The 20,015-nt window shown below is 62.6% G+C and carries 15 protein-coding genes; 7 read left to right on the top strand and 8 right to left on the bottom strand.

The annotated features are described in order from the left end of the window. Positions 1 to 68: 68 nt before the first annotated feature. Complete coding sequence (locus LPJGGPFB_RS17880; protein ID WP_173421304.1) at positions 69 to 656, top strand: TetR-like C-terminal domain-containing protein; 588 nt, start codon at positions 69 to 71, stop codon at positions 654 to 656. Here the strand turns inward: LPJGGPFB_RS17880 and LPJGGPFB_RS17875 are convergent, their stop codons facing one another. The 7 genes from LPJGGPFB_RS17875 to ilvD all read right to left on the bottom strand — a co-directional run bounded on the left by LPJGGPFB_RS17875 (position 657) and on the right by ilvD (position 12,150). Next, complete coding sequence (locus LPJGGPFB_RS17875) at positions 657 to 1,115, bottom strand: ribosomal maturation YjgA family protein (RefSeq protein WP_234902927.1); 459 nt, start codon at positions 1,113 to 1,115, stop codon at positions 657 to 659. 79 nt (positions 1,116 to 1,194) lie between these two features. After that, a complete protein-coding gene (locus LPJGGPFB_RS17870; protein ID WP_173421303.1) occupies positions 1,195 to 2,490 on the bottom strand; it encodes a hypothetical protein in 1,296 nt (431 codons plus the stop codon). Continuing rightward, a complete protein-coding gene (locus LPJGGPFB_RS17865; RefSeq protein ID WP_173421302.1) occupies positions 2,483 to 3,241 on the bottom strand; it encodes an ATP-binding cassette domain-containing protein in 759 nt (252 codons plus the stop codon). The genes LPJGGPFB_RS17870 and LPJGGPFB_RS17865 overlap by 8 nt, the downstream gene beginning before the upstream one ends. Continuing rightward, positions 3,234 to 4,304 carry a FecCD family ABC transporter permease gene (locus tag LPJGGPFB_RS17860; RefSeq protein ID WP_210264518.1) on the bottom strand — a complete coding sequence of 357 codons (1,071 nt, stop codon included), beginning with the start codon at positions 4,302 to 4,304 and terminating at the stop codon, positions 3,234 to 3,236. Before LPJGGPFB_RS17860 ends, LPJGGPFB_RS17865 begins: the two co-directional genes overlap by 8 nt. Continuing rightward, on the bottom strand, positions 4,285 to 5,352 hold the full coding sequence (locus LPJGGPFB_RS17855; RefSeq protein ID WP_173421301.1) for an ABC transporter substrate-binding protein: 1,068 nt from the start codon (positions 5,350 to 5,352) through the stop codon (positions 4,285 to 4,287). The genes LPJGGPFB_RS17860 and LPJGGPFB_RS17855 overlap by 20 nt, the downstream gene beginning before the upstream one ends. A gap of 387 nt (positions 5,353 to 5,739) precedes the next feature. Then, entirely contained in the window at positions 5,740 to 10,146 is a 4,407-nt protein-coding gene (locus LPJGGPFB_RS17850) for a cadherin-like beta sandwich domain-containing protein (RefSeq protein WP_173421300.1), read from the bottom strand. Between the two features lie 330 nt (positions 10,147 to 10,476). Then, a complete protein-coding gene (ilvD, locus tag LPJGGPFB_RS17845) occupies positions 10,477 to 12,150 on the bottom strand; it encodes a dihydroxy-acid dehydratase (protein ID WP_173421299.1) in 1,674 nt (557 codons plus the stop codon). Positions 12,151 to 12,260: 110 nt separating this feature from the next. Here ilvD and LPJGGPFB_RS17840 point away from each other — a divergent pair, with 110 nt between their 5' ends. After that, positions 12,261 to 13,169, top strand: coding sequence for a LysR family transcriptional regulator (locus LPJGGPFB_RS17840; RefSeq protein ID WP_173421298.1), 909 nt, complete (start codon positions 12,261 to 12,263; stop codon positions 13,167 to 13,169). A gap of 60 nt (positions 13,170 to 13,229) precedes the next feature. On the opposite strand, the gene LPJGGPFB_RS17835 is transcribed toward LPJGGPFB_RS17840, so the two are convergent. Next, on the bottom strand, positions 13,230 to 13,715 hold the full coding sequence (locus LPJGGPFB_RS17835) for an Lrp/AsnC family transcriptional regulator (protein WP_173421297.1): 486 nt from the start codon (positions 13,713 to 13,715) through the stop codon (positions 13,230 to 13,232). A 95-nt stretch (positions 13,716 to 13,810) separates the two neighbouring features. Here LPJGGPFB_RS17835 and LPJGGPFB_RS17830 point away from each other — a divergent pair, with 95 nt between their 5' ends. From LPJGGPFB_RS17830 to LPJGGPFB_RS17810, 5 genes are all read left to right on the top strand, one after another. Further along, positions 13,811 to 15,292, top strand: a complete 1,482-nt coding sequence (locus LPJGGPFB_RS17830; protein ID WP_427858276.1) for an aminotransferase class V-fold PLP-dependent enzyme — start codon at positions 13,811 to 13,813, stop codon at positions 15,290 to 15,292. Positions 15,293 to 15,295: 3 nt separating this feature from the next. Further along, positions 15,296 to 16,174, top strand: coding sequence for an MBL fold metallo-hydrolase (locus LPJGGPFB_RS17825; RefSeq protein WP_173421296.1), 879 nt, complete (start codon positions 15,296 to 15,298; stop codon positions 16,172 to 16,174). 97 nt (positions 16,175 to 16,271) lie between these two features. After that, positions 16,272 to 17,048, top strand: coding sequence for a sulfite exporter TauE/SafE family protein (locus LPJGGPFB_RS17820; RefSeq protein WP_173421295.1), 777 nt, complete (start codon positions 16,272 to 16,274; stop codon positions 17,046 to 17,048). 241 nt (positions 17,049 to 17,289) lie between these two features. Continuing rightward, the gene (locus LPJGGPFB_RS17815; protein ID WP_173421294.1) at positions 17,290 to 18,306 is read left to right on the top strand and encodes an ABC transporter substrate-binding protein; all 1,017 of its coding nucleotides are present in this window, start codon (positions 17,290 to 17,292) and stop codon (positions 18,304 to 18,306) included. A 20-nt stretch (positions 18,307 to 18,326) separates the two neighbouring features. Next, positions 18,327 to 20,015, top strand: coding sequence for an ABC transporter permease (locus LPJGGPFB_RS17810; protein ID WP_173421293.1), 1,689 nt, complete (start codon positions 18,327 to 18,329; stop codon positions 20,013 to 20,015).

Below are 20,015 nucleotides of genomic sequence, written 5' to 3'. Positions count from 1 at the left end.
AAATAATTTGCGTTTATGAAGCAGTGAAAGTTTCTGATCCATGCGCAACGGGGAAGGACACGTTGAAAATGGCAGGCAGGGAAGGTCCACGCCCGGGCGGGCGCAGCGCCAGAGTGCAGGCATCGGTGCACGCAGCCGTGCAAGCGCTGATGACAAGGATGGAGCGCGCCGCAATCACCATTCCGGCGATCGCGGCGGAGGCGGGCGTGACGCCCTCGACCATCTATCGCCGGTGGGGCGACATCCAGGAATTGCTGGCCGATGTCGCGGTCGAACGCCTGAAGCCCGACATGGTACCGATCGATACCGGAAATGGCGGCAACGACCTTCTGGCCTGGGCGGAACAATATGCCGAGGAAATGTCGTCAAAGCCGGGGCGCGAGATGATACGCGATGTGTTGGCGTCCCAGGATGGCAGCGGCGCCTATCAGTGTTGCAACTTCACCAGGCAGCAGATTGAGGTGATTGCCGCGCGAGCGCAGCTTCGTGGCGAAGGGTTTCCGGACGTCGACTCAATCATGGACCGCGTCGTCTCGCCCATCATGTACCGTATCCTCTTTGGCGAGGCGCCAGATGCGGCACATGTTGCACGTCTGGTTGCGGGCGCAATGGAACTGGTTTCGCCAGCTCGCGCTTCGGTCGACGAACCTGCTTGATCAGAGTTTGGTGGCCACGATGGAGCGGCGCTGCCAGAAACGGCCGCGCGTCGCCAGCCCGAGCACGATGACGGCACCCAGCCCATAGGCGAGCACATCCCACCAGTCCGGGGTAGCGCCGACGACGATCCGCAGGATCCGATTGGAAATGCGAAGTCCAAACGTAGCCGCCAGATACTGTGCAAGTTCAATCGCCACGCCCAGCAGGAAGGCGACACCGGCAAGCAGTGACGGTCGCGTCTGCAGCACCGATGCGAGCATGCAGTAAACCCACATCACCGCCAGGACATCCCCGGAAAAGCCGCGAACCCACCCCGAGCCGGCACCATGCGTCGCAAGCAGGACGAGGACGGCGAATAGCAGGACGGAAAACAAGGATGCGGTGCGGTCGAAGCGAAATTGCATGGCAAGCGATGTAACGGGACACAACCAGCCTGTCGAGCGGCGAAACAGCGCCATAACGGCATCGCACGCAGCAAGCCCGCCGCCTCACGCCGCCCAAGGTCGAAAGTCGGAATAGGACCTAAGCCCACTCCCGCTAGAACAGCAGTTCGCCGACAGAGAGCTTTCTGAGCGCGACGGCGATGTTGGCGACGAGCGCCTCCTTGTTCGGACCATGGTCCGGATAGCGGGTCATGTTGTCGCCGTTGTGCATGAAGACGTATCCGCCGCGTGCCGTCGGCGTGGGATATTGCCAGATCCAGTCGGCCGGTTTCGGATCGCTCTCGGGGCCGACATCGGTCAGCCAGATCGCCCCGGGGGGCGGATCTGTCCAACCGCGCGCATACTGGCCGAAAATGCCCTGCCAGCCATCGAAACCGTCTCCAAGGTCGGAGAAGATCCCGAAGCGGTCGTTGCGCACCCGAACCTTGATGTTGCTGAACGGCCGCGGCGAAACCGCGTGGAACGGCGCCATGAAGGGCAGCCATGGCTGGCATGGTTCGGCGCAGATGACCAGGTTTCCACCGCTCTCGAGAAAGGCGATGAGATCGTCGGACCGGCTCTTCAGGAAGAACTCGTCGTGGCTGCTCGGGATGTAAAGCGTGTCCGTCTTGCTCAGCAGTTCGGGCCCGAGCTCGTAAAGCGGAGCGAACAGCGGCTCGAAGCCCGCCTGTTTCAGGCTTTGCTCGATCCATTCTGGATGCCATTCCGACGGGACGTGCGAGCATTGCAGATAGGTGAAACGGTTTCTCTGTGGTCGTTCGATCCCGAGTTCCCGGTTCAGCCAGGGATAGAAAGATTGCAGGAAGCGTGTCGTCGCCGGCATGAAGCGCTGGCCGTTGTGCGAATGCGGGTCGAGCGTTGCCAGCAGCAGCCGTCCGCCGCCCGAAAGCGACGGAAAGTCGAGGAACAGGCTGCCGCCGCCGTCGTCGATCTCGAGGATCGAGCGCGCGCCCTCGGGCACGTTATAGGAGCCGCCCCAATGCCAGCTCATATGCGAAAGCGGCAGGCTTTCGGTAATCGGGTGATGCGGCGCGGAGAGACTGACTTCCAGCCTTTCGCCCTTGGTCCACCACAGCCAATCACGGCAGTTGCCGGGCGTCCATTCCAGGCCGGGGACATCGAGCCAGGCGGCGTGGCCCTGCAGGCAGACGACGAGAAAACCGCCGCCATGCATGTAGGCGTTCAGTTGCCGAGCATGCGCCATCGGCGCTGCCGCGTCCATCGCATCCGGCATGACCACCGCCGCATAGGCCGACAGGTCGACCTTGGGCAAGTCGTGGATATAGATGAGGTCGTCGAGATAGTGGCGGAAATCCTGGAAGCTGCGCAGCTGCCAGCTGTTGCCCCAGTGGATATAGGCGATGCCTTTGCCACGTCTCGTGTCAGCCATCGAAATTGGCTCCATCATGCCGGAACACCGGCGCATAGGTGTGTTTGGATAACCCGTCGAAATCCGCACGCGCGATCGGCAGGTCGTAAAGGGCGCTCAGGTTTTCGGCGCTGAGCGCGTCCGCGGTCGGGCCGCAGACATAGCTGTTACCGCTGGTCATCAACAGCACGTCGCTGGCAATTTCGACCGCGTGCTGCGGCATGTGGGTGGAAAAGACGATCGTCATGTCGTGCGTCTCCCTGAGGTGCTCAAGCAGCCCCAGAACCTTGTCCTGGTTCTTGTAGTCGAGGGCCGCGCAGGGCTCGTCGAGCACCAGCAGCTCGCATTCCGATGCCAGCGCCTGGGCGATCATCACCAGCTGACGCTGGCCGCCGCTCAAGGAATTGAACACCTGCGGTTCGAAATGTTCGATGCCGAGCATGTGGAAATAGTGCCGGACGATCTCATAATCCCTTTTGCCGGGCGCACCGAACAGGCCGAGATGGCGGGCTCTTCCCATCAGCGCGATATCGAGCGCGGAATAGGCGAACGGCACTTCAAACAGTTGCGGCACGAAGCCCACCTGTCCGCCGATCGACAATAGGCCGGACCTGGGCTTGATCAGGCCAATCAGCGTGTTGATCAGCGTCGTCTTGCCGACGCCATTGGCGCCGAGAACGGCGAGCGTCCGCCCGCGCGCAAGCCGCAGGCTGTAGTTCCTGAGGATGGTCTTGCCACCGCGTTCGACGGTGAGATCGCTTGCCTCAATCACTGGACCAGCCTCCCTTTGCGTGCAGGCGCCGCAGGATCACCGCGAAGACCGGCACGCCGATCAGCGCGGTAATGATGCCGAGCGGGATTTCTGCCGTCGTCACCGTGCGCGCGAGATTGTCGACCATCAGCAGATAGATCGCGCCCATAACGCCAGAGACAGGCAGCAGCCGTTGATGATCGGCGCCGACCAGAGCGCGGGCAACGTGGGGAATGACGAGGCCGACCCAGCCGATGATGCCCGAGGTTGCGACCACCCCCGCCGAAATCAGCGCCGAAGCCAAAAGGATGATCCACTGCACCAGCACGACCTTGGTGCCGAGCGCGCGCGCCTTCTCCTCGCCGAGCGACATGATGTTGATCTGGAAGCGCAAGAGGTAGATCGCGACGGCGGAAGGCACGACAGCCGCTGAGACCAGCAGAACATCTAGGTAGTTGCTCGACGCGATGCTGCCCATCAGCCAGTAGGTGATCGCCGGCAGTTTCTGAAAGGGATCCGCGAGCAGCTTGGCGATGGAAATTGCCGCCGAAAAGAACGCCGATATGACCACGCCGGCCAGAACCAGCGTCAGCATGCTTGTGCGCCCACGAACGGTCGCCAGCAGCTTGACCAGAAAGACGCTGCCGACACCGAAGAGAAATGCCATGCCCAGCAGCAGATAGCCCTGCAAGCCGATAAGGATTGCCAGCGTCCCGCCGAAACCGGCACCGGACGTGACGCCGATGATGCCGGGATCGACCAGCGGATTGCGGAACAGTCCCTGCAGTGCTGCGCCCGAAACCGCAAGCCCGAAGCCGACGATAACGGCCGCCATGATGCGCGGCAGGCGAACCTGCTCGACGACGACTTCCTGCACCGGATCCCAATAGGGCGTGACCAGCGGGTGGAGGTTATCGATCAGGATGTAGGCGACATCGCGCACCGACAGGTCGTAGCGCCCGATCGTTATCGAATAGAGGACGACTGCGACCAGCAGCGCAATCAGCGCCGGGAGGACGGAAACCGAAGCCAGTTTCCGGCCGACCCAGCCCGTTGATGGTGCCTCAGTCGAAGAGTTCGGCATATTGGGTCGCCGGCGCGTTGCGCTCGGATTCGAGGATCTTCTTCACCTGCTCGTCCGAAAGGGCGGCGCCGTAAATCAGCTTGTAGGTATCGCCGATCTGCTTCTTGAAATCAGGCGCGAAATCGGGACCATGGGCAATCGCTGCCAGCCATTCCGACGTCAGGAAGATTTCCGGTGCATCGGGCGTGCGGGCGAAGACCGGCTGCTTGTAGACGCGCTTGTCCTTGACCGCCTTGAGGCTCGCCAGCACCGGATTGTCGAAGAAATCCTTGGGATTGAGGTCGTCGGCATAGGCCGGGATGATGATGATATCCGGGTTCCAGACGAGCAACTGCTCGAAATCGACCGTGCGCCACCATTCGCCGGTGCCGTCGGCCGCCGGGTTGGTAACGCCGCTCAGCGACAGGTCCTGCGAGCCGTTGGCGATGACCTGGATCTGGTCGGCCACCTTGTCGATGTGCAGCACCGAAGGAAGCTTGGCCTTGTCGAGCTTGGCGACCTTGCCGTCGAGCTCCTTCAGGATATCCGACTGCGCCTTCAGGATCGCCTGGGCGCGGTCGTTGCGGCCGGTCATGTAGCCGGTCAAGCTGACATAGTCGAGCCGGTCCTGCTCCGAGCAGCACTGCCAGCCGACGACGGTGAGCCCCACGCGCTCCAGCGGCTCGATCAGCTTTTCGTCATGGGTCCACTGGATCACCGCGTCCGGCTTCTGGGCGAGGATCGCCTCGACATTCGGCACGAAGCCGTCCTGAGCGGCACCGGCGTTGATCTTCGCCATCTCCGGCAGCATGTCGGCGTAAATGCCCTTGGTGAAATAGCGCACCAGGCTATCCTTGTTCATGCCGGCGATGTTGTCCGCCTTTGCATCGACGGCGCGATAGATGATCGGTGCGGAGCGGACGATGGTGACGACCCGTTCCGGGGGCTTGGCAAACGTGATCGTCTTTCCTCTGTGATCGACAAACGCGCTTTCTGCCTGCGATGTCGCCGGCAGAAAGAGCGACAACGACACGACCAATGCGGAGAAGGCCTTGAGACGGCTGGACATGGATCACTCCCTTGACTGGCCCGCCGGCGGGCGGGTGACCCGAGCGCCGACGACCCTGTGGCAATTTCATGAGTTTGCTAGTCAAGTTAAAGCTGTGTGTCCAGTGCAAATTGAGGGTATGAAGGCCTCTTTCGAACGGCGTTGCACGCGTTGGGCGCAAGCAGATCCAGTTGATCAATGCGCGATTGAACAGTCGCCGCACGCACCTTGACGATGGGCGATCGAGGAGCGCCGGATTTCGGAATCGCCGAACATTCCTCCATACCCTCTATCAATCAAACAGCCGCTGCCTTGACGACAGCGGCTGAAAAAAAATCGGCCGATCAAACCCCGCGGTGACGGGCAATGCAGGAGCTCCTTGGTGCGCTCTTCTGAACGCTCGGCGCTCTAGAACCGACCACCGACCCCGACGCGGGCGCCGACATAGGCTTCGCCATCCCCTTCGACGGTGGCGCGCAGCATTGCGTCGATGACCCAGGCCTCGTTTGCCTGCAGCGACACGCCCGCCAGCACCGAGCCGAACATGCCGCTGCCATCGAGACCGGAATAGCCGGCCGCGGCACCGACCCGCGGCTTGAGCGTCACGTCGTTCTCCATCGTAAACTGTCGCTCGATCTCCGCCCCAAGGCTCACCCGGAACTGTTCGAGGGCAAACCCCTCCAGACCAAGCTCGCCGCCGGCGTCATTCCGGACACCGTAGTCATCGACATCCTCATTCAGATAGACGGCGCGCAGCTTGGGCGTGAGGATCGTATCCTCATCCAGGTCCCATTGGCCGGTAATGGAGCTGTCCCACAGCCAGCGACTGCTATCGAAAGAGCCATCGAAGAAGGCCGTGTCGATGTCGTTGTCGGAGCCGCCATAGAGAAGGCTGGTATTGAAGAAGATGCCCTGCATGAGCTCGAGCGAGGTATATGGGCCGGCGAGCCAACCGGTACCGCGGATCTCGGCGTCGTCCTTCGTCGGATCGGTCATATGATCGATATGGAACGAGAAGCCGATCAACGCCTTTTCGTTGAGGAGATAATCGACGCCCGCCGAAAACAGGCCGAAGCCGCCCCAGCGATCGTCATTCTGTTCGCGGTTGTGGAGCATCATCGTGGCATCGAGCCAGACGTTCAGCGGCGAGACTTCGCCGCCCTCGATGCCATCTGCCGCATTTCTCGCCGCTTCGAGCTGCGCCAGGCTGGTGGCAAAACTCATGCCGACCCCATCCCTCGAAGGCGACACGCGCATTGTCACCGGATCGGTTGCGCTCAGCATCCGGCGCCGATCGAGCAACCCAGGCACCTGGATGCTCGACGCCAGCAGATTCTGCCGGGCCTGAACAAAGCCGCGCACGAGGCTATCGATCTCGCCGACGACAGCATCCGCATCGAAACTTAAATTGTAAGTGATCACGCCGACATTGGAGGCGCCGGCGGCGGCCGTCAGCTGGTACGCGATCTTGACCTGGCCCGAAAAAGCGGGGTCCGGTGTAAACTTGAGGTAATAGCCGACGGGCGCGAATGCACCGACCTGGGCGAGCTCACCCTCGATGATCTCCGCCTTGCCGGCGTTGGCCGGCGTCACGGTCAGGACCTGGGCATCGCTGAACGGTCCGCCCGTCGCACCGCCGTTCAGATAGACGTTTGGTGGTGATGAGCCAGCGGGAACGTTGACGGTCTGGTCGGGGGCACTGACCTCGCGAGCTACGACCTTCAGCGTATAGGCGGCGCTCGCAGAGCTGCCGGCGGCATCGGTGACGGAAAGCGTGAAGCTGTAGTCCGTGACTTCGGCATCTTCGCTGAGCGGCCCGGTCAATTCGCCTGTCGAAACGTTGAGGACCATGCCCTTGGGCAGGGTGCCGCCACTGACGGCATACAGCAGTGCGCCGTTGCCGCCGGTCGCCGATATCGGCTGGGCATATTTTTCACCGGCCATGGCCTGCGGAAGGGCCCCCGCCGCCGGCGTGAATGTGAATGTGGCGGCAGGTGCTGCCCGGGTGACCATGATCGTATAGGTGTTCACGGAGCCATCCTCAGCCGTCACGGCCGTGGTCACCGTGTTCGAACCGACGGCGAGCGAAATCGGACCGGAGGCCGCACCAGACGCGACCGCCACCCCGTTGACGGTGACTGTCGCCACCGCATCGCTGACGACAGGTGTCACCGTCAGCGACGTCGTCGCATTGGAAACCGAAGCGGTGTAGGACGTAGAGCCCGCCGAAAACGCCGGCGACAGCGAGCCGCTGCTCAACGACAGGCCCGAGAGGCTGGCATCGCTCGAAGCCGAAAGGGCACGGGTCACGATAACCGTGTAGCTCGTCTGCGTCGTGCCATCCTCAGCGGTGACCACCGTCGTCACCGTGTTGGAACCGACCGAAAGCGCGATCGCTCCGGAAGCGGCACCCGAAGCGACGGCCACGCCGTTGACCGTTACCGTTGCCGTTGCGTCGCTTGTCTGCGGCGTCACCGCCAGCGACGTCGTGGAGTTGGAAACCGAAGCCGTGTAGGACGTCGTGCCGGATGCGAAAGCCGGCGACAGCGTGCCGTTGCTCAGGCTCAAGCCCGACAGCTCGGAGTTCGTCGAAGCTGCGCGGGTGACCGTCAGCGTATAGCTCGTCTGCGTCGTGCCATCCTGAGCCGTCACCACCGTCGTGATGACATTGCTGCCGACTGAAAGCGTGACCGAGGCCGATGCCGCACCCGACGCCACGGAAACCCCGTTGACGGTGATGGACGCTGTCGGATCGCTTGCGACCGGCGTCAGCGTCAAGGAGGCAGCGGCATTGGGCACTGAGGCCGTGTAGGCCAATGTGCCCGTCGCAAACGCCGGCGACAGCGTACCGCTGCTGAGCGACAGGCCGGACAGGGCTGCATTGGTCGACGGCGCGCGCGTCACTGTCACCGTGTAGGTGTTCGTCGTGCCGTCCTCTGCCGTCACGACGGTCGTCAGGGCATTCGCTCCGACCGCAAGCGTGACCGAACCGGAGGCGGCGCCTGACGTTACCGTCACGCCGTTAACCGTGATCGTTGCGGTCGTATCGCTGACCGTTGGCGTGACCGTCAGCGACGTTGTCGTATTCAAAACGGAAGCCGTATAGCTGGTCGTGCCGGAAGCGAACGCCGGCGACAGCGTGCCTGCAGACAGCGAAAGGCCGGACAGGTCGGCATTCGACGATGCGGCACGGGTCACGGTCACCGTGTAGCTGTTCACTGTCGTACCATCCTGCGCGGTAACGACCGTCGTCACGACATTGTCGCCGACGGCAAGCGCGATCGGGCCCGAGGCAGCGCCCGAAGCGACAGCCACGCCATTGACCGTGATCGACGCCGTCGTGTCGCTTGCCCCCGGTGTCAGCGTCAGCGACGTCGTCGCATTGGGCACCGAGGACGTGTAGGTCGTCGTGCCGGAAGCAAAGGCAGGAGAGAGCGTACCAGCGCTTAGGCTGAGGCTCGACAGATCCGCATTCGCTGACGCCGCGCGCGCGATCGTGGCCGTGTAGGTCTTCGTCGTGCCATCCTGAGCGGTGACCACAGTCGTCACGACGTTGTTGCCAACTGCAAGCGTGATTGGCCCGGAGGCCGAACCGGAAGCGACCACGGCGCCGTTGACGGTAACCGTTGCCGTCGTGTCGCTGACCGTGGGCGTCACCGTCAACGATGCCGTCGCATTGCCGACCGAGGAGGTGTAGGCGGTCGTCGCGGAAGCGAAGGCGGGAGAGAGCGTACCGGCGCTCGTGCTCAGGTCGGACAGGTCGGAATTGGAAGAGGCCGCCCGGGTCACCGTCACGGTATAGGCCTTGGTCGTGCCATCGTGGGCGGTGACGACGGTCGTTACGACATTGTCGCCCACGGCAAGCGCGATCAATCCGGAAGGGGCTCCTGATGTAACCGACGTGCCGTTGACTGTGACCGTGGCATTCGCATCGCTGTTCGTCGGGGTCAAAGTCAGTGACGTCGTCGCATTCGGCACCGAGGCCGTATAGGCGGTCGTGCCAGAGGCAAACGACGGGGACAGCGTGCCTGCGCTTAAGCTCAGCGCTGACAAGTCGGCATTCGCCGAGCGCGCACGTGTCACCTCCACCGCGTAGGTCTTCGTCGTCGTGCCGTCTTCGGCCGTCACCACCGTCGTCAGTGTGTTCTTGCCGACGTCCAGCGGGATCGAGCCGGAGGCGTCCCCTGACGTAACCGCCACGCCGTTGACCGTGATCGTGGCCCCGGCGTCCGTGACCTTGGGTGTCACTTTCATCGACACCGTCGTGTTGGGAACAGAGGCCGTATAGGTCATCTCGCCCGACGTAAAAGCCGGATTCAGCGCGCCGGCGCTGAGCGCGAGGCTTTGCAAGGTCGCATCCGCCGACGGCGGCCACGAGCAACTGACCGTTGCCTGCGCCGTAGCACCACTGAAGTTACTCCAGGCATAGACTACGTACTTGCCACCGGCGGGCACGGTGTGCGTGCCGGTCAGGTCGAGTTCGCTGACCGATGTTCCGTACTCTTCGACGATAACGCCGTAGTTTGGCGGGGAGCCTTCTTCCGTGTAAAGCGCGAACCCCCCTCCGCTATAGCGATCATTGGCGGCATTCAAGCTACCGGAAGTTGTCGCGTGATACGTGATCACTTCACCGGCGTTCATCACCAGCGACTCATCCCATAGCTCCGCTCCGGCCGTGAGCGTCTTACCCGCGCCCCAGGTCGAGTTGATCGCCGTGCAACCAGCCGAAGGAGCCGCTATCGCGGCTTGCGGCGCGGCCAGCGCAACAACAAAAAGTGCAAACAACGCCCACAGAACACAAACGAAACGCGACAAGATCTAACCCCTCCCGCATGAATCACCAGCGGGCTTCCCGGCGCACAACTAGCAATTGGGCAGGATGGGGCCAACCCCTCATTTCAAACATACGTAAAGTCGCATTCGCCTATCGTTAACCGCCTTTTAACGAATAGGAACTGCTGTGCCCGCGCGCCGCCGGCTGGGAACATTGGGAACATAGTGGCTGCGTTTGAAGGTCGCGGCAAAGCGGCCAAAGGTCTTGTTTGGGAGCATCGGCCTAAATGACCGATGCCGCTTCACACAGTGGAGACAACAGCATTGAGCCTGCGCAAACCCGGCGTCGGATTGCGGCGGTTTGCGGTAGCTTCACCCGGTCACCGCCCCCTCGTTGGCCGGTCGGGCCAGGGCTGCAAACTTTGCCAGTACGCCGCGTTTGTAGCGGGGTTCCGGCTGCCGCCACAGGGCGCGTCGCCGTGCCAGTTCTTCCGGGTCGACATCGAGTTGCAGCAGTTGTTGATGGGCGTCGATGACGATGCGGTCGCCCTCTTCCACCAGCGCGATCGTACCGCCCTCGAAAGCTTCCGGCGTGACGTGGCCGACGACCATGCCCCAAGTGCCGCCCGAAAAGCGGCCGTCGGTGATGAGCCCCACGCTGTCGCCGAGCCCCCTGCCGATGATCGCCGAGGTCGGCGCGAGCATTTCGGGCATTCCGGGTCCGCCTTTCGGCCCGAGGTAGCGAAGCACGAGGATGTCGCCCGGCCTGATGCGGTCCGACAGGATGGCGTCCATCGCCGATTGTTCGTCCTCGAAGACCCGCGCGGGCCCGCTCATGACAGGGCTCTTCAAGCCGCTGATCTTGGCAACGGCACCGCCTTCGGCCAGGTTTCCCTTCAGCACCGCCAGGTGGCCCTCGCGGTAGATCGGTCTTTCGTAAGGCCGGATAACCTCCTGGTCCGTCCGTGGCTGGTCCGGAACGGCCGCAAGCTCTTCACCGATCGTCCTGCCCGTGATCGTCAGACAGTCGCCATGCAGAAGACCCGCATTCAGAAGGATCTTCAACACCTGCGGCACGCCGCCCGCCCGATGCAGATCGATGGCCATGTACCGGCCAGACGGCTTGAGGTCGCAAAGGACCGGAACGTTGCGGCGAACGCGCTCGAAGTCGTCGAGCGTCCACTCGACCTCCGCCGCATGGGCGATGGCAAGGTAGTGCAGCACCGCATTGGTCGATCCACCCGTCGCCATGATCAGGGCGACGGCATTTTCGATCGACTTGCGTGTCACGATGTCCCGGGGCTTGATGCCCTTCTTGACCGCTTCGACCAGGACATGGGCCGATTGAGCGGCGCTGTCCAACTTCTCCTGATCGGGGTTGGCCATGTTGGAGGAATAGAGCAGCGACATTCCGAGCGCCTCGAAGGACGAACTCATGGTATTGGCGGTGTACATGCCGCCGCAGGAGCCGGTCGACGGACAGGCATTGCGTTCGATGCCCTCGAAATCCTCTTCGCTCATCTTGCCCGCCATGAAGGCGCCGACGGCTTCGAAGGCGGAGACGACGGAAAGGCTCTGCCCCTTCCAATGACCGGGCTTGATCGTGCCGCCGTACACGTAGATCGCCGGAGCATTGGCCCGAAGGATGCCGATCATGCCGCCCGGCATGTTCTTGTCGCAGCCGCCGAGCACGAGCACGCCATCCATCCACTGACCCTGCACCGAAGTTTCGACGCAGTCGGCAATGACTTCGCGCGACACAAGCGAATATTTCATCCCTTCGGTGCCCATCGACATGCCGTCGGAGATCGTCGGCGTTCCGAAGACCTGCGGATTGGCGCCGGCAGCCTTGATGGCAGCCACCGCGGCGTCGGCCAGCGGTTGCAGCCCGGCATTGCAGGGCGTGATCGTCGAATGACCGTTGGCAATTCCGATCATCGGCTTGGAAAAGTCGGCCTTCTTGTAGCCCAGCGCATAATACATCGCCCGGTTGGGGGACCGTGCGACGCCTTGCGTGATGTGTTTCGATCGCTCGTTGTAGGCCATGGCATGCTCCCTCATTTGGTTCGAGGTGGAGTTTACTGGCGTTCATGAAGCTTGTGAAATATACTTTTCACGCCAGAATAAGTCGCAGAGCATATCAATCGGATCACATCATGGATTTGAGACAGCTTCGCCAGTTCGTCGCCGTCGCCGAAGAGCTGCATTTCGGCCGTGCGGCCTCTCGCCTCAACATGACCCAGCCGCCGCTCAGCCAATCGATCCAGGCCTTGGAGAAGGAACTGAACGTGCAGCTCTTCAAGCGCACCAAGCGGAGCGTGGAGCTGACATCTGTCGGCAGGCAATGGCTCGCCCACGTCCGCCAGGTACTGGACGGCGCGAACAGTCTTGCCGGCACCGCAAGAAGGCTGTCGCGCGGCGAGATCGGGGTTCTGCGTCTGTCCTTCGTCAGCACGGCCGACTACAGCGTGCTGCCCGACATGGTCAGCCGCTATCGCGCGGCCTATCCGCACGTGGAATTGACGATGCGCGAAGCGACCAGCGATATCCAGATAGAGGCGTTGCTCGACGAGGAGATCGATGTCGGCCTGATCATCGCGCCCAGCCGGGCGTCCCTCCATCCGACCCTTTCCTACCGGCCGCTCTTGCGCGAACCGCTGGTCGCCGCGGTGCCAACGGCCTGGATCGAGCAGGGACGAAAGGGCTTTGCCGCAAGCAGTCTGGAGCCGGCCGATTTCTTCAAGGCACCCTTTATCGTCTTCCCGCGGCGGGCGGCACCGGCCTTTCATGACATCGTCTCGGGATACTTCGCCGAGCACGGAATGGCATTCTCGACCCACCAGGAAGCCATCCAGATGCAGACGATCGTCGGTCTGGTCGCATCCGGGCTTGGTGTCGCTCTGGTCCCCCAAACCATGACCAATCTTCAGCGGCGCGGCGCAACCTATTTGCCTCTGGCAGGCCGCGTGCCGGAGGTCGAGACCGGCCTTGCCTGGCGCAGTGCAGACCAGAATCCGGCCCTCGACACGTTCCTTGCCGCGGCGGTGGCGGCCGATAGCGATTGAGAATGCGGCTTCTGCCGATCGGACTGAAGCGCATCGGCGTCTCTGGAATGTCGCGGAACGCTACCGCACGAAACCGCGCAGGTCCGGCATGCGATTGCTGATGATGGTTTCCATCGAGAAGAAGCCGGTGACCGTCATCAGGTCGATATCGGTGATGAGCTTCTGATAGAAGGCGTCATAGCCGGCCATTCCGCGTGTCACCACCTTGATCAGATAATCCCAGTCGCCGCCGATCCGGTAGAGGTCCGTTACCTCGGGCAGCCGCTCGACATGCGTGCGGAAACTGTCGGCCCATTCCTTGGAATGGTGGCGGGTGCGGATCATCACGAACACCGTGAGGTCGAAGCCGAGCGCTGCAACGTCGATCGCTGCGTGAGTGCCAAGCACAAGTCCGCTGGCGTTCAGCCGCTGCAGGCGCCGCCAGCAGGCATTCTGCGACAGGCCGACTCGATCGGCCAGATCACGCTGCGAGATCGTGCCGTCCTTTTGCAGACAGGACAGAATCCGCATATCAATATCGTCAATCTTTTCCATTTTACCGATCATATGACCCGAATTCGACTCGTTCCAGCATAAGAATGATGAGGTTTGCATGCAACCGATCGATTAGACTTATCGTCTGTCCGACCCGGGAGGAAACGATGACGATGCCGTGCACACGCCAGCCACGCATGAGCGGCCCGCTCGATGCGTTTCGGGAAAGCCTTGCCGGCGACGATACAATCTCGGCGCTGCGGGCGGGGCTGGTCGGCAAGACTGCCAAAATCGAGGGTCCCTTCGGCGTCAAGAACCTCGTCTATGCCGACTATGTCGCCTCCGGCCGGGCATTGATGCAGATCGAGCAATTCATTCTCGAGCAGGTACTGCCCTACTACGCCAACAGCCACACCGAAGCGTCCTACTGCGGCGGCTTCATGACCCGGCTGCGTCGCGACGCGCGCGCGGTGATCGCCGGTTGCTGCGGAGCCGGACCCGAGCATGCCGTAATTTTCGCCGGCTCCGGCGCCACCGCCGGCATCAATCGGCTCGTGAACCTGTTTGGGGTCACCGAGGCGGTCGCCACTGGGCGGCGTGTTCGCATCCTGATCGGACCCTATGAACATCATTCCAACATTCTGCCCTGGCGTGAAAGCGGCGCCGAAGTGGTCGAGATTGCCGAATGTCCAGCGGGTGGACCAGATCTCAGCGCGCTCGGCGACGCGTTGCTACAGCCGGCCGATCTCACGATTTGCGCCTTCTCCGCCGCCTCCAATGTCACGGGCATCGTCACCGACGTTGCAGCCGTCACCCGGATCGCCAAGGCTGCGGGCGCAAAGATGGTGTGGGACTATGCCGGCGCCGGCCCCTACCTGCCGATCGACATGTCGCCCGACGACGACGCCAGGATCGACGCGGTGGTCGTCTCGCCGCACAAGTTCATCGGCGGGCCGGGCACGTCGGGTGTCCTGATCCTGCGACGCGACGCGGCTGTCACGGCAAAACCATCCTGGCCCGGCGGCGGCACGGTGAAGTTCGTTTCGCCGACCGGCCATGACTACAGCCAAAGCCTCGAGGCGCGCGAGGAAGCCGGCACCCCGAACGTCGTCGGCGATATCCGCGCGGCACTCGCCTTCCTCGTCAAGGAAGCGATCGGGGCTGCGGCAATGCAGGCCAGAAACGCGGACTTGACCCGCCGCGCAATCGCCGCATGGCGCGGCAACGAGCGACTGGAACTACTTGGTCCTCTCGGACCGGAGCGGTTGCCAATCTTTTCCTTCCGCGTCAGGGACGGCAAGGGCGGCCATGTTCACCAGCAACTGGTAACCCGCATGCTCAGCGACCGCTTCGGCATCCAGGCACGCGGCGGCTGCGCCTGCGCCGGACCCTATGTGCACCGGCTCCTGGGAATTGACGATGGCCAGTCGCAGCGCCTGCGCGAGGCCATTCTTTCAGGACAGGAAATGCTGAAGCCGGGTTTTGTACGGCTGAACTTCAGCGTCCTGCTTTCGGACGAGGAAGTGGCGTTCATCCTCGAGGCTGTCACCCAGCTTGCGGCCGACGCGGCCAGCTACGAGCAACATTATGATTTCGATCCGTCGCGCGCCATTTTCTTCCCGCGCGCCGCACTTGCACTGGGGGCGTGAGCGATGACGAGGCCCGACATTGCGGCTTTCTTCGATCCGCGAACCTGGTCCGTGCAATATGTGGTCAGCGATCCGAAAACGCGGGCCTGCGCAATCATCGATCCCGTGCTCGACTTCGACGAGAAGTCCGGCGCGGTAGCGACTGGCAATGCCGACCGGCTGCTCGACTTTGTCCGCGCGCAAAACCTCAAAGTCCAGTGGATCCTGGATACCCATCCGCATGCCGACCACTTTTCGGCCGCCGCCTATCTGAAGGCCAAGACCGGCGCCCCCACGGCCATCGGCGCGCATATCGTCGATGTGCAGAAACTCTGGGCCGACATTTACAACTGGCCAGGCCTGAAAACGGATGGATCGCAATGGGACCGGCTGTTTGATCGCGGCGACACGTTCCGGATCGGCACTTTCGAGGCCGGAGTGATGTTCTCGCCGGGGCATACGCTGGCGTCGATCACCTATCGCGTCGGTGACGCCGCCTTCGTGCACGACACGGTGTTCATGCCGGACAGCGGAACTGCGCGCACCGACTTCCCCGGCGGCAGCGCCAACGCGCTGTGGGCAAGCATCCGCGATATCATGGCTCTGCCTGACGACACCCGCATCTTCGTCGGTCATGACTATCAGCCCGGTGGCCGCGAACCGCGCTGGGAAAGCACCGTCGCTCAGCAGAAGGCGGACAACATCCATCTGACGCGCTATGCCTGCGAAAGCGAGTTCGTCGCGTTCCGCGAGGGACGGGATCGAACGCTGCCGATGCCCAAGCTCATCCTCCACGCCCTGCAGGTCAACATCAACGGCGGCCGGCTTCCGGAGCCGGAGGAAAACGGCCGGCGCTACCTGAGATTCCCGATCGATGCGCTGCGAGGGGCGGCATGGTCCTGAAGCCTTTCCCTTCAAGACAATGCTCGGCACCAGGGCTTTCCATCGGCCCGGGTGCATCGCTGATATCGTCGGCTCACCCTCGACGGAGCTGTCGGCCATGACGCTAGACGTTGCCCAGTTCGTGTTGGCAGCATTGTGCGGCGGTCTCGTCGGTTTCAGCCTTGGATTGTTTGGCGGCGGTGGCTCGATTCTGGCCGTCCCCCTGCTCGTTCAGGTCGTCGGCGTCAGCAACGTGCATGTGGCAATCGGGACCAGCGCCGTCGCGGTTGCGGCAAACGCGCTGTCGGGACTGGCGATGCATGCGCGACACGGCACGGTCAAATGGCGCTGTGCTAGCCTTTATTGCATCACGGGCGTCGGCGGCGCATGGATCGGCGCCACGCTCGGCAAGGCCCTGGATGGCCAAAGGCTCCTGCTGTTGTTTGCGGCACTCATGGCCGTCGTCAGCGTGACGATGTTGAGACGGCGACACCTGGTCGGTGATCCGGCGTCGAGCTGCACGCCCAGAAACGCACCGAAGGTGCTCTCGTTTGGCGCCGGGACCGGCATCGTCTCCGGCTTCTTCGGGATCGGTGGCGGCTTCCTGATCGTGCCGGGCCTGATGGTTTCCACAGGCATGCCGACGATCAACGCAATCGCCACATCGCTGGTGGCCATTTCCGCATTCGGCCTGACCACCGGGGCGAGCTACACATTCTCCGGCCTCGTCGATTGGCCTCTCGCTTTTTCATTCATCGGCGGCGGAGCACTTGGCGCGCTCACGGGTTGCCGCGCCGCCCATGGCTTCAGCAAGTATCAATCCACGTTGAACCTGCTGTTTGCGGCACTCACTTTCGCCGTCGCAATCGGTCTGGCGCTTTCTGCCTTGCGATAGGATCGCGGGCCCTTGCCGGAAAGCGTTTCGGCGACACTCTGGCGCCACAGAACGATGCCCCACCGAGAACAGTATCTGTGACGCGTCTTCGTCGCCCGGTGACAAATGTAGCTAACCTACATTCCTTTTGACATATGTAGCTTTCTTCATTATGACGATGATCACGCACGGCGAGTGAGACCATGAGGGCCCAAGAAGGGCTCTCGGATGAGGCCGATGCGATCGTTCGGAGGAAATCGATATGTCACGCCGTTTCGCGCTGGCTTCAGCGCTTGTTGCCCTATGCTCAGTTTTCTCGTCCGGCAGTGCGCAAGCCGCCGGAATGACCGTCTATTGCCCGATGTCGGAAGACGATTGCGCCTCCGTCCTGAAGGCGTTCAAGGACGATACTGGCATCGAAGCGCAGTTCGTGCGCATCGGCGCCGGCGAAATCCTCGCCCGCATTCGGGCGGAAAAGAGCAATCCGCAGGCCGGGCTTTGGCTTGCAGGCGCTGCCGACAACTTCATCCAGGCCGCCAATGAGGGCCTGCTGGCACCGCACAAGAATGCCGGCATCGATAAAGTTGACCAGCGCTACACCGACAAGGACGGCCGCTGGACCCCCATCTCCCTCTCGCCAATCGTCTTTGCCTACAGCCAGGCGGTTCTCGATGAAACCGGTGCCAAGCCGCCGACAAGCTGGAAATCCTTTGCCGATCCGGCCTTCAAGCAGAGCGTCGCTCTGGCTCATCCAGCATCGTCGGGAACAGCCTATGTGGCTCTCGCCTCGATGGTGCAGCTTTTCGGCGAGGAGCCTGCCTTCGAGCTTATGAAGACGATCGACGAGAACGTGGTTCAGTACACGCGCTCCGGCGTCGCGCCATCGCGCATGGTCGCCAACAACGAGATCGCGCTTGCCATGGCCTATACGCAGGACATCGAGGCCGCATTGGCACAGGGCTATACGGTCGGCTACGCCTTTCCCGAAGAGGGAACCGGCTTCGAGGTGAATGCAGCAGCGGCCATCGCTAACGCGCCTGAGGAGCAGTCCAAGGCTGCCGCCAGCTTCCTCGACTGGGTGCTCACCGAGAAGGGCCAGGCTGCCATCGGCGCAACGTTCCGCGGGCCGATCGTGCCGGGCTACAAGAACCCTGAGGCCAAGATCGACCTCTCCAACGTGAAGATGATCGACTACAACTTCAGCTGGGCCGGCGAGAATCGCGCGCGCCTGCTGGAGCGCTACGAAAACGACGTGCGCCACAAGGCCGACGCCAAGTAACGCCGGCAAGGAGCCTCGCCATGACCCTCGTCTCGCAAGCGACCCCGTCCGGGCGGACGGGGGCATCGCCGGCCTTCCTGCGCAAGATTGTCGTCGATCCCTGGCTGTTCGGCATTTTCGCCGTCGTCACGGTCTCGGTGCTCGTCTTTGCCGCCTTGCCGATCTTCACCGTTCTGAAACAGGCCGTCATCACCGACCGCGGCTTCGATCTCGCAGCACTGGCCGAAGTCCTGTCCAAGTCCTTTGTCTGGGAATCGTTGTTCAATACGCTGTTGCTCGGGGCGACCTCGGCCGTGATCGCCACCTTGATCGGCTTCGTTCTCGCCTTTGCGGCAACGCGTACGACCATGCCCGGCAAGACCTTCGTGCATGGGGTGGCGCTGCTGCCGATCATCTCGCCGCCCTTCGTCATGGCGCTCGCGGTGGTGATCCTGTTCGGGCGCTCGGGCCTCATTACCCGTGAGCTGCTCGGCATCCGCAACGCCAACGTCTACGGCTTTCACAGCCTGGTCCTGATCCAGTCGCTTGCCTTCACGCCGATCGCCTATCTCAACATCCGCGGCATGTTGCAATCGATCGACAGTGCGCTGGAAGATGCTTCCGCCTCGCTCGGCGCCTCGCGCTGGGTCACCTTCTCGCGAGTGACGCTGCCGCTCGTCACGCCGGCGATCCTGAGCTCGGCGCTGCTCGTCTTCGTCAAATCGGTGGAGGATTTCGGCAACCCGATGCTGATCGGCGGCAATTTCAACACGCTTGCCGTCGAAGCCTATTCGCAGATGGTCGGTTACTTCGACCTGCATTCCGGCGCGCTGCTCGCGAGCCTCATGCTGGTGCCGTCGATCACCGCCTTTCTTGTCCATCGCTACTGGGTCAGCAAGCGAAGCTACGTGACGGTCACCGGCAAACCGACGGCTCAAACCATCCGCATTTCCGGCGCAGCCGTGGTACTGCCGATTTCGATCCTCTGCTACACGATCGTCTTTGCGATCCTGCTGTTCTACCTGACGGTCATCTACGTCTCGTTCACCCGGCTGCCGGGCATCGACAACACGCTGACGTTCGACCACTACGCGACGGTCTTCACCGCCGGATTCCAGACACTTGCCAACTCGTTGCTGCTGGCGGGGATCGCCACGCCTGTGACAGCCATTGCGGGCATGCTCATCGCCTATCTCTTGGTGAGGAAGGCATTTCCCGGCAGTTTTCTTCTGCGCTGGGGCACGCTGCTCTCTTTCGCCGCGCCCGGCACCATTCTCGGCATCGGCTATGTCAGCACCTTCAACGCGCCACCGTTGCTCCTGACCGGCACCGCTTTCATCGTGGTCGCCGCCATGGTGGTGAAGAACCTGCAAGTGGGCATCGAAGCAGGCTCGAACCAGCTTCGCCAGATCGACAAGTCGATCGAGGAGGCCTCGATGACGCTCGGCGCTTCCAACACGCGGACCTTCTTCCAGATCACCCTGCCGCTGCTCAAACCGGCGCTGTTCACCTCGCTATCCTATGCCCTCACCCGGTCTCTGACGACGCTCAGCGCAGTGATCTTTCTGGTTTCGGCCAACTGGACGCTGATCACGGTCACCATCCTGTCGCAGGTGGAAACGCTGAAGATCGGGGTCGCGGCGGCCTACTGCAGCATCCTCGTCTTCGTCGTGCTCGCCATCCTGGCGCTCATGCAACTTCTCCTGTCGTCGACATCGCCCAAGAGGTAA

The organism is Ensifer adhaerens (assembly GCF_013283195.1).
Lineage (GTDB): Bacteria > Pseudomonadota > Alphaproteobacteria > Rhizobiales > Rhizobiaceae > Ensifer > Ensifer adhaerens_G.
Note: the sequence above shows the minus strand (reverse complement) of the source record. Positions and strands in the feature narration are given on the sequence as shown.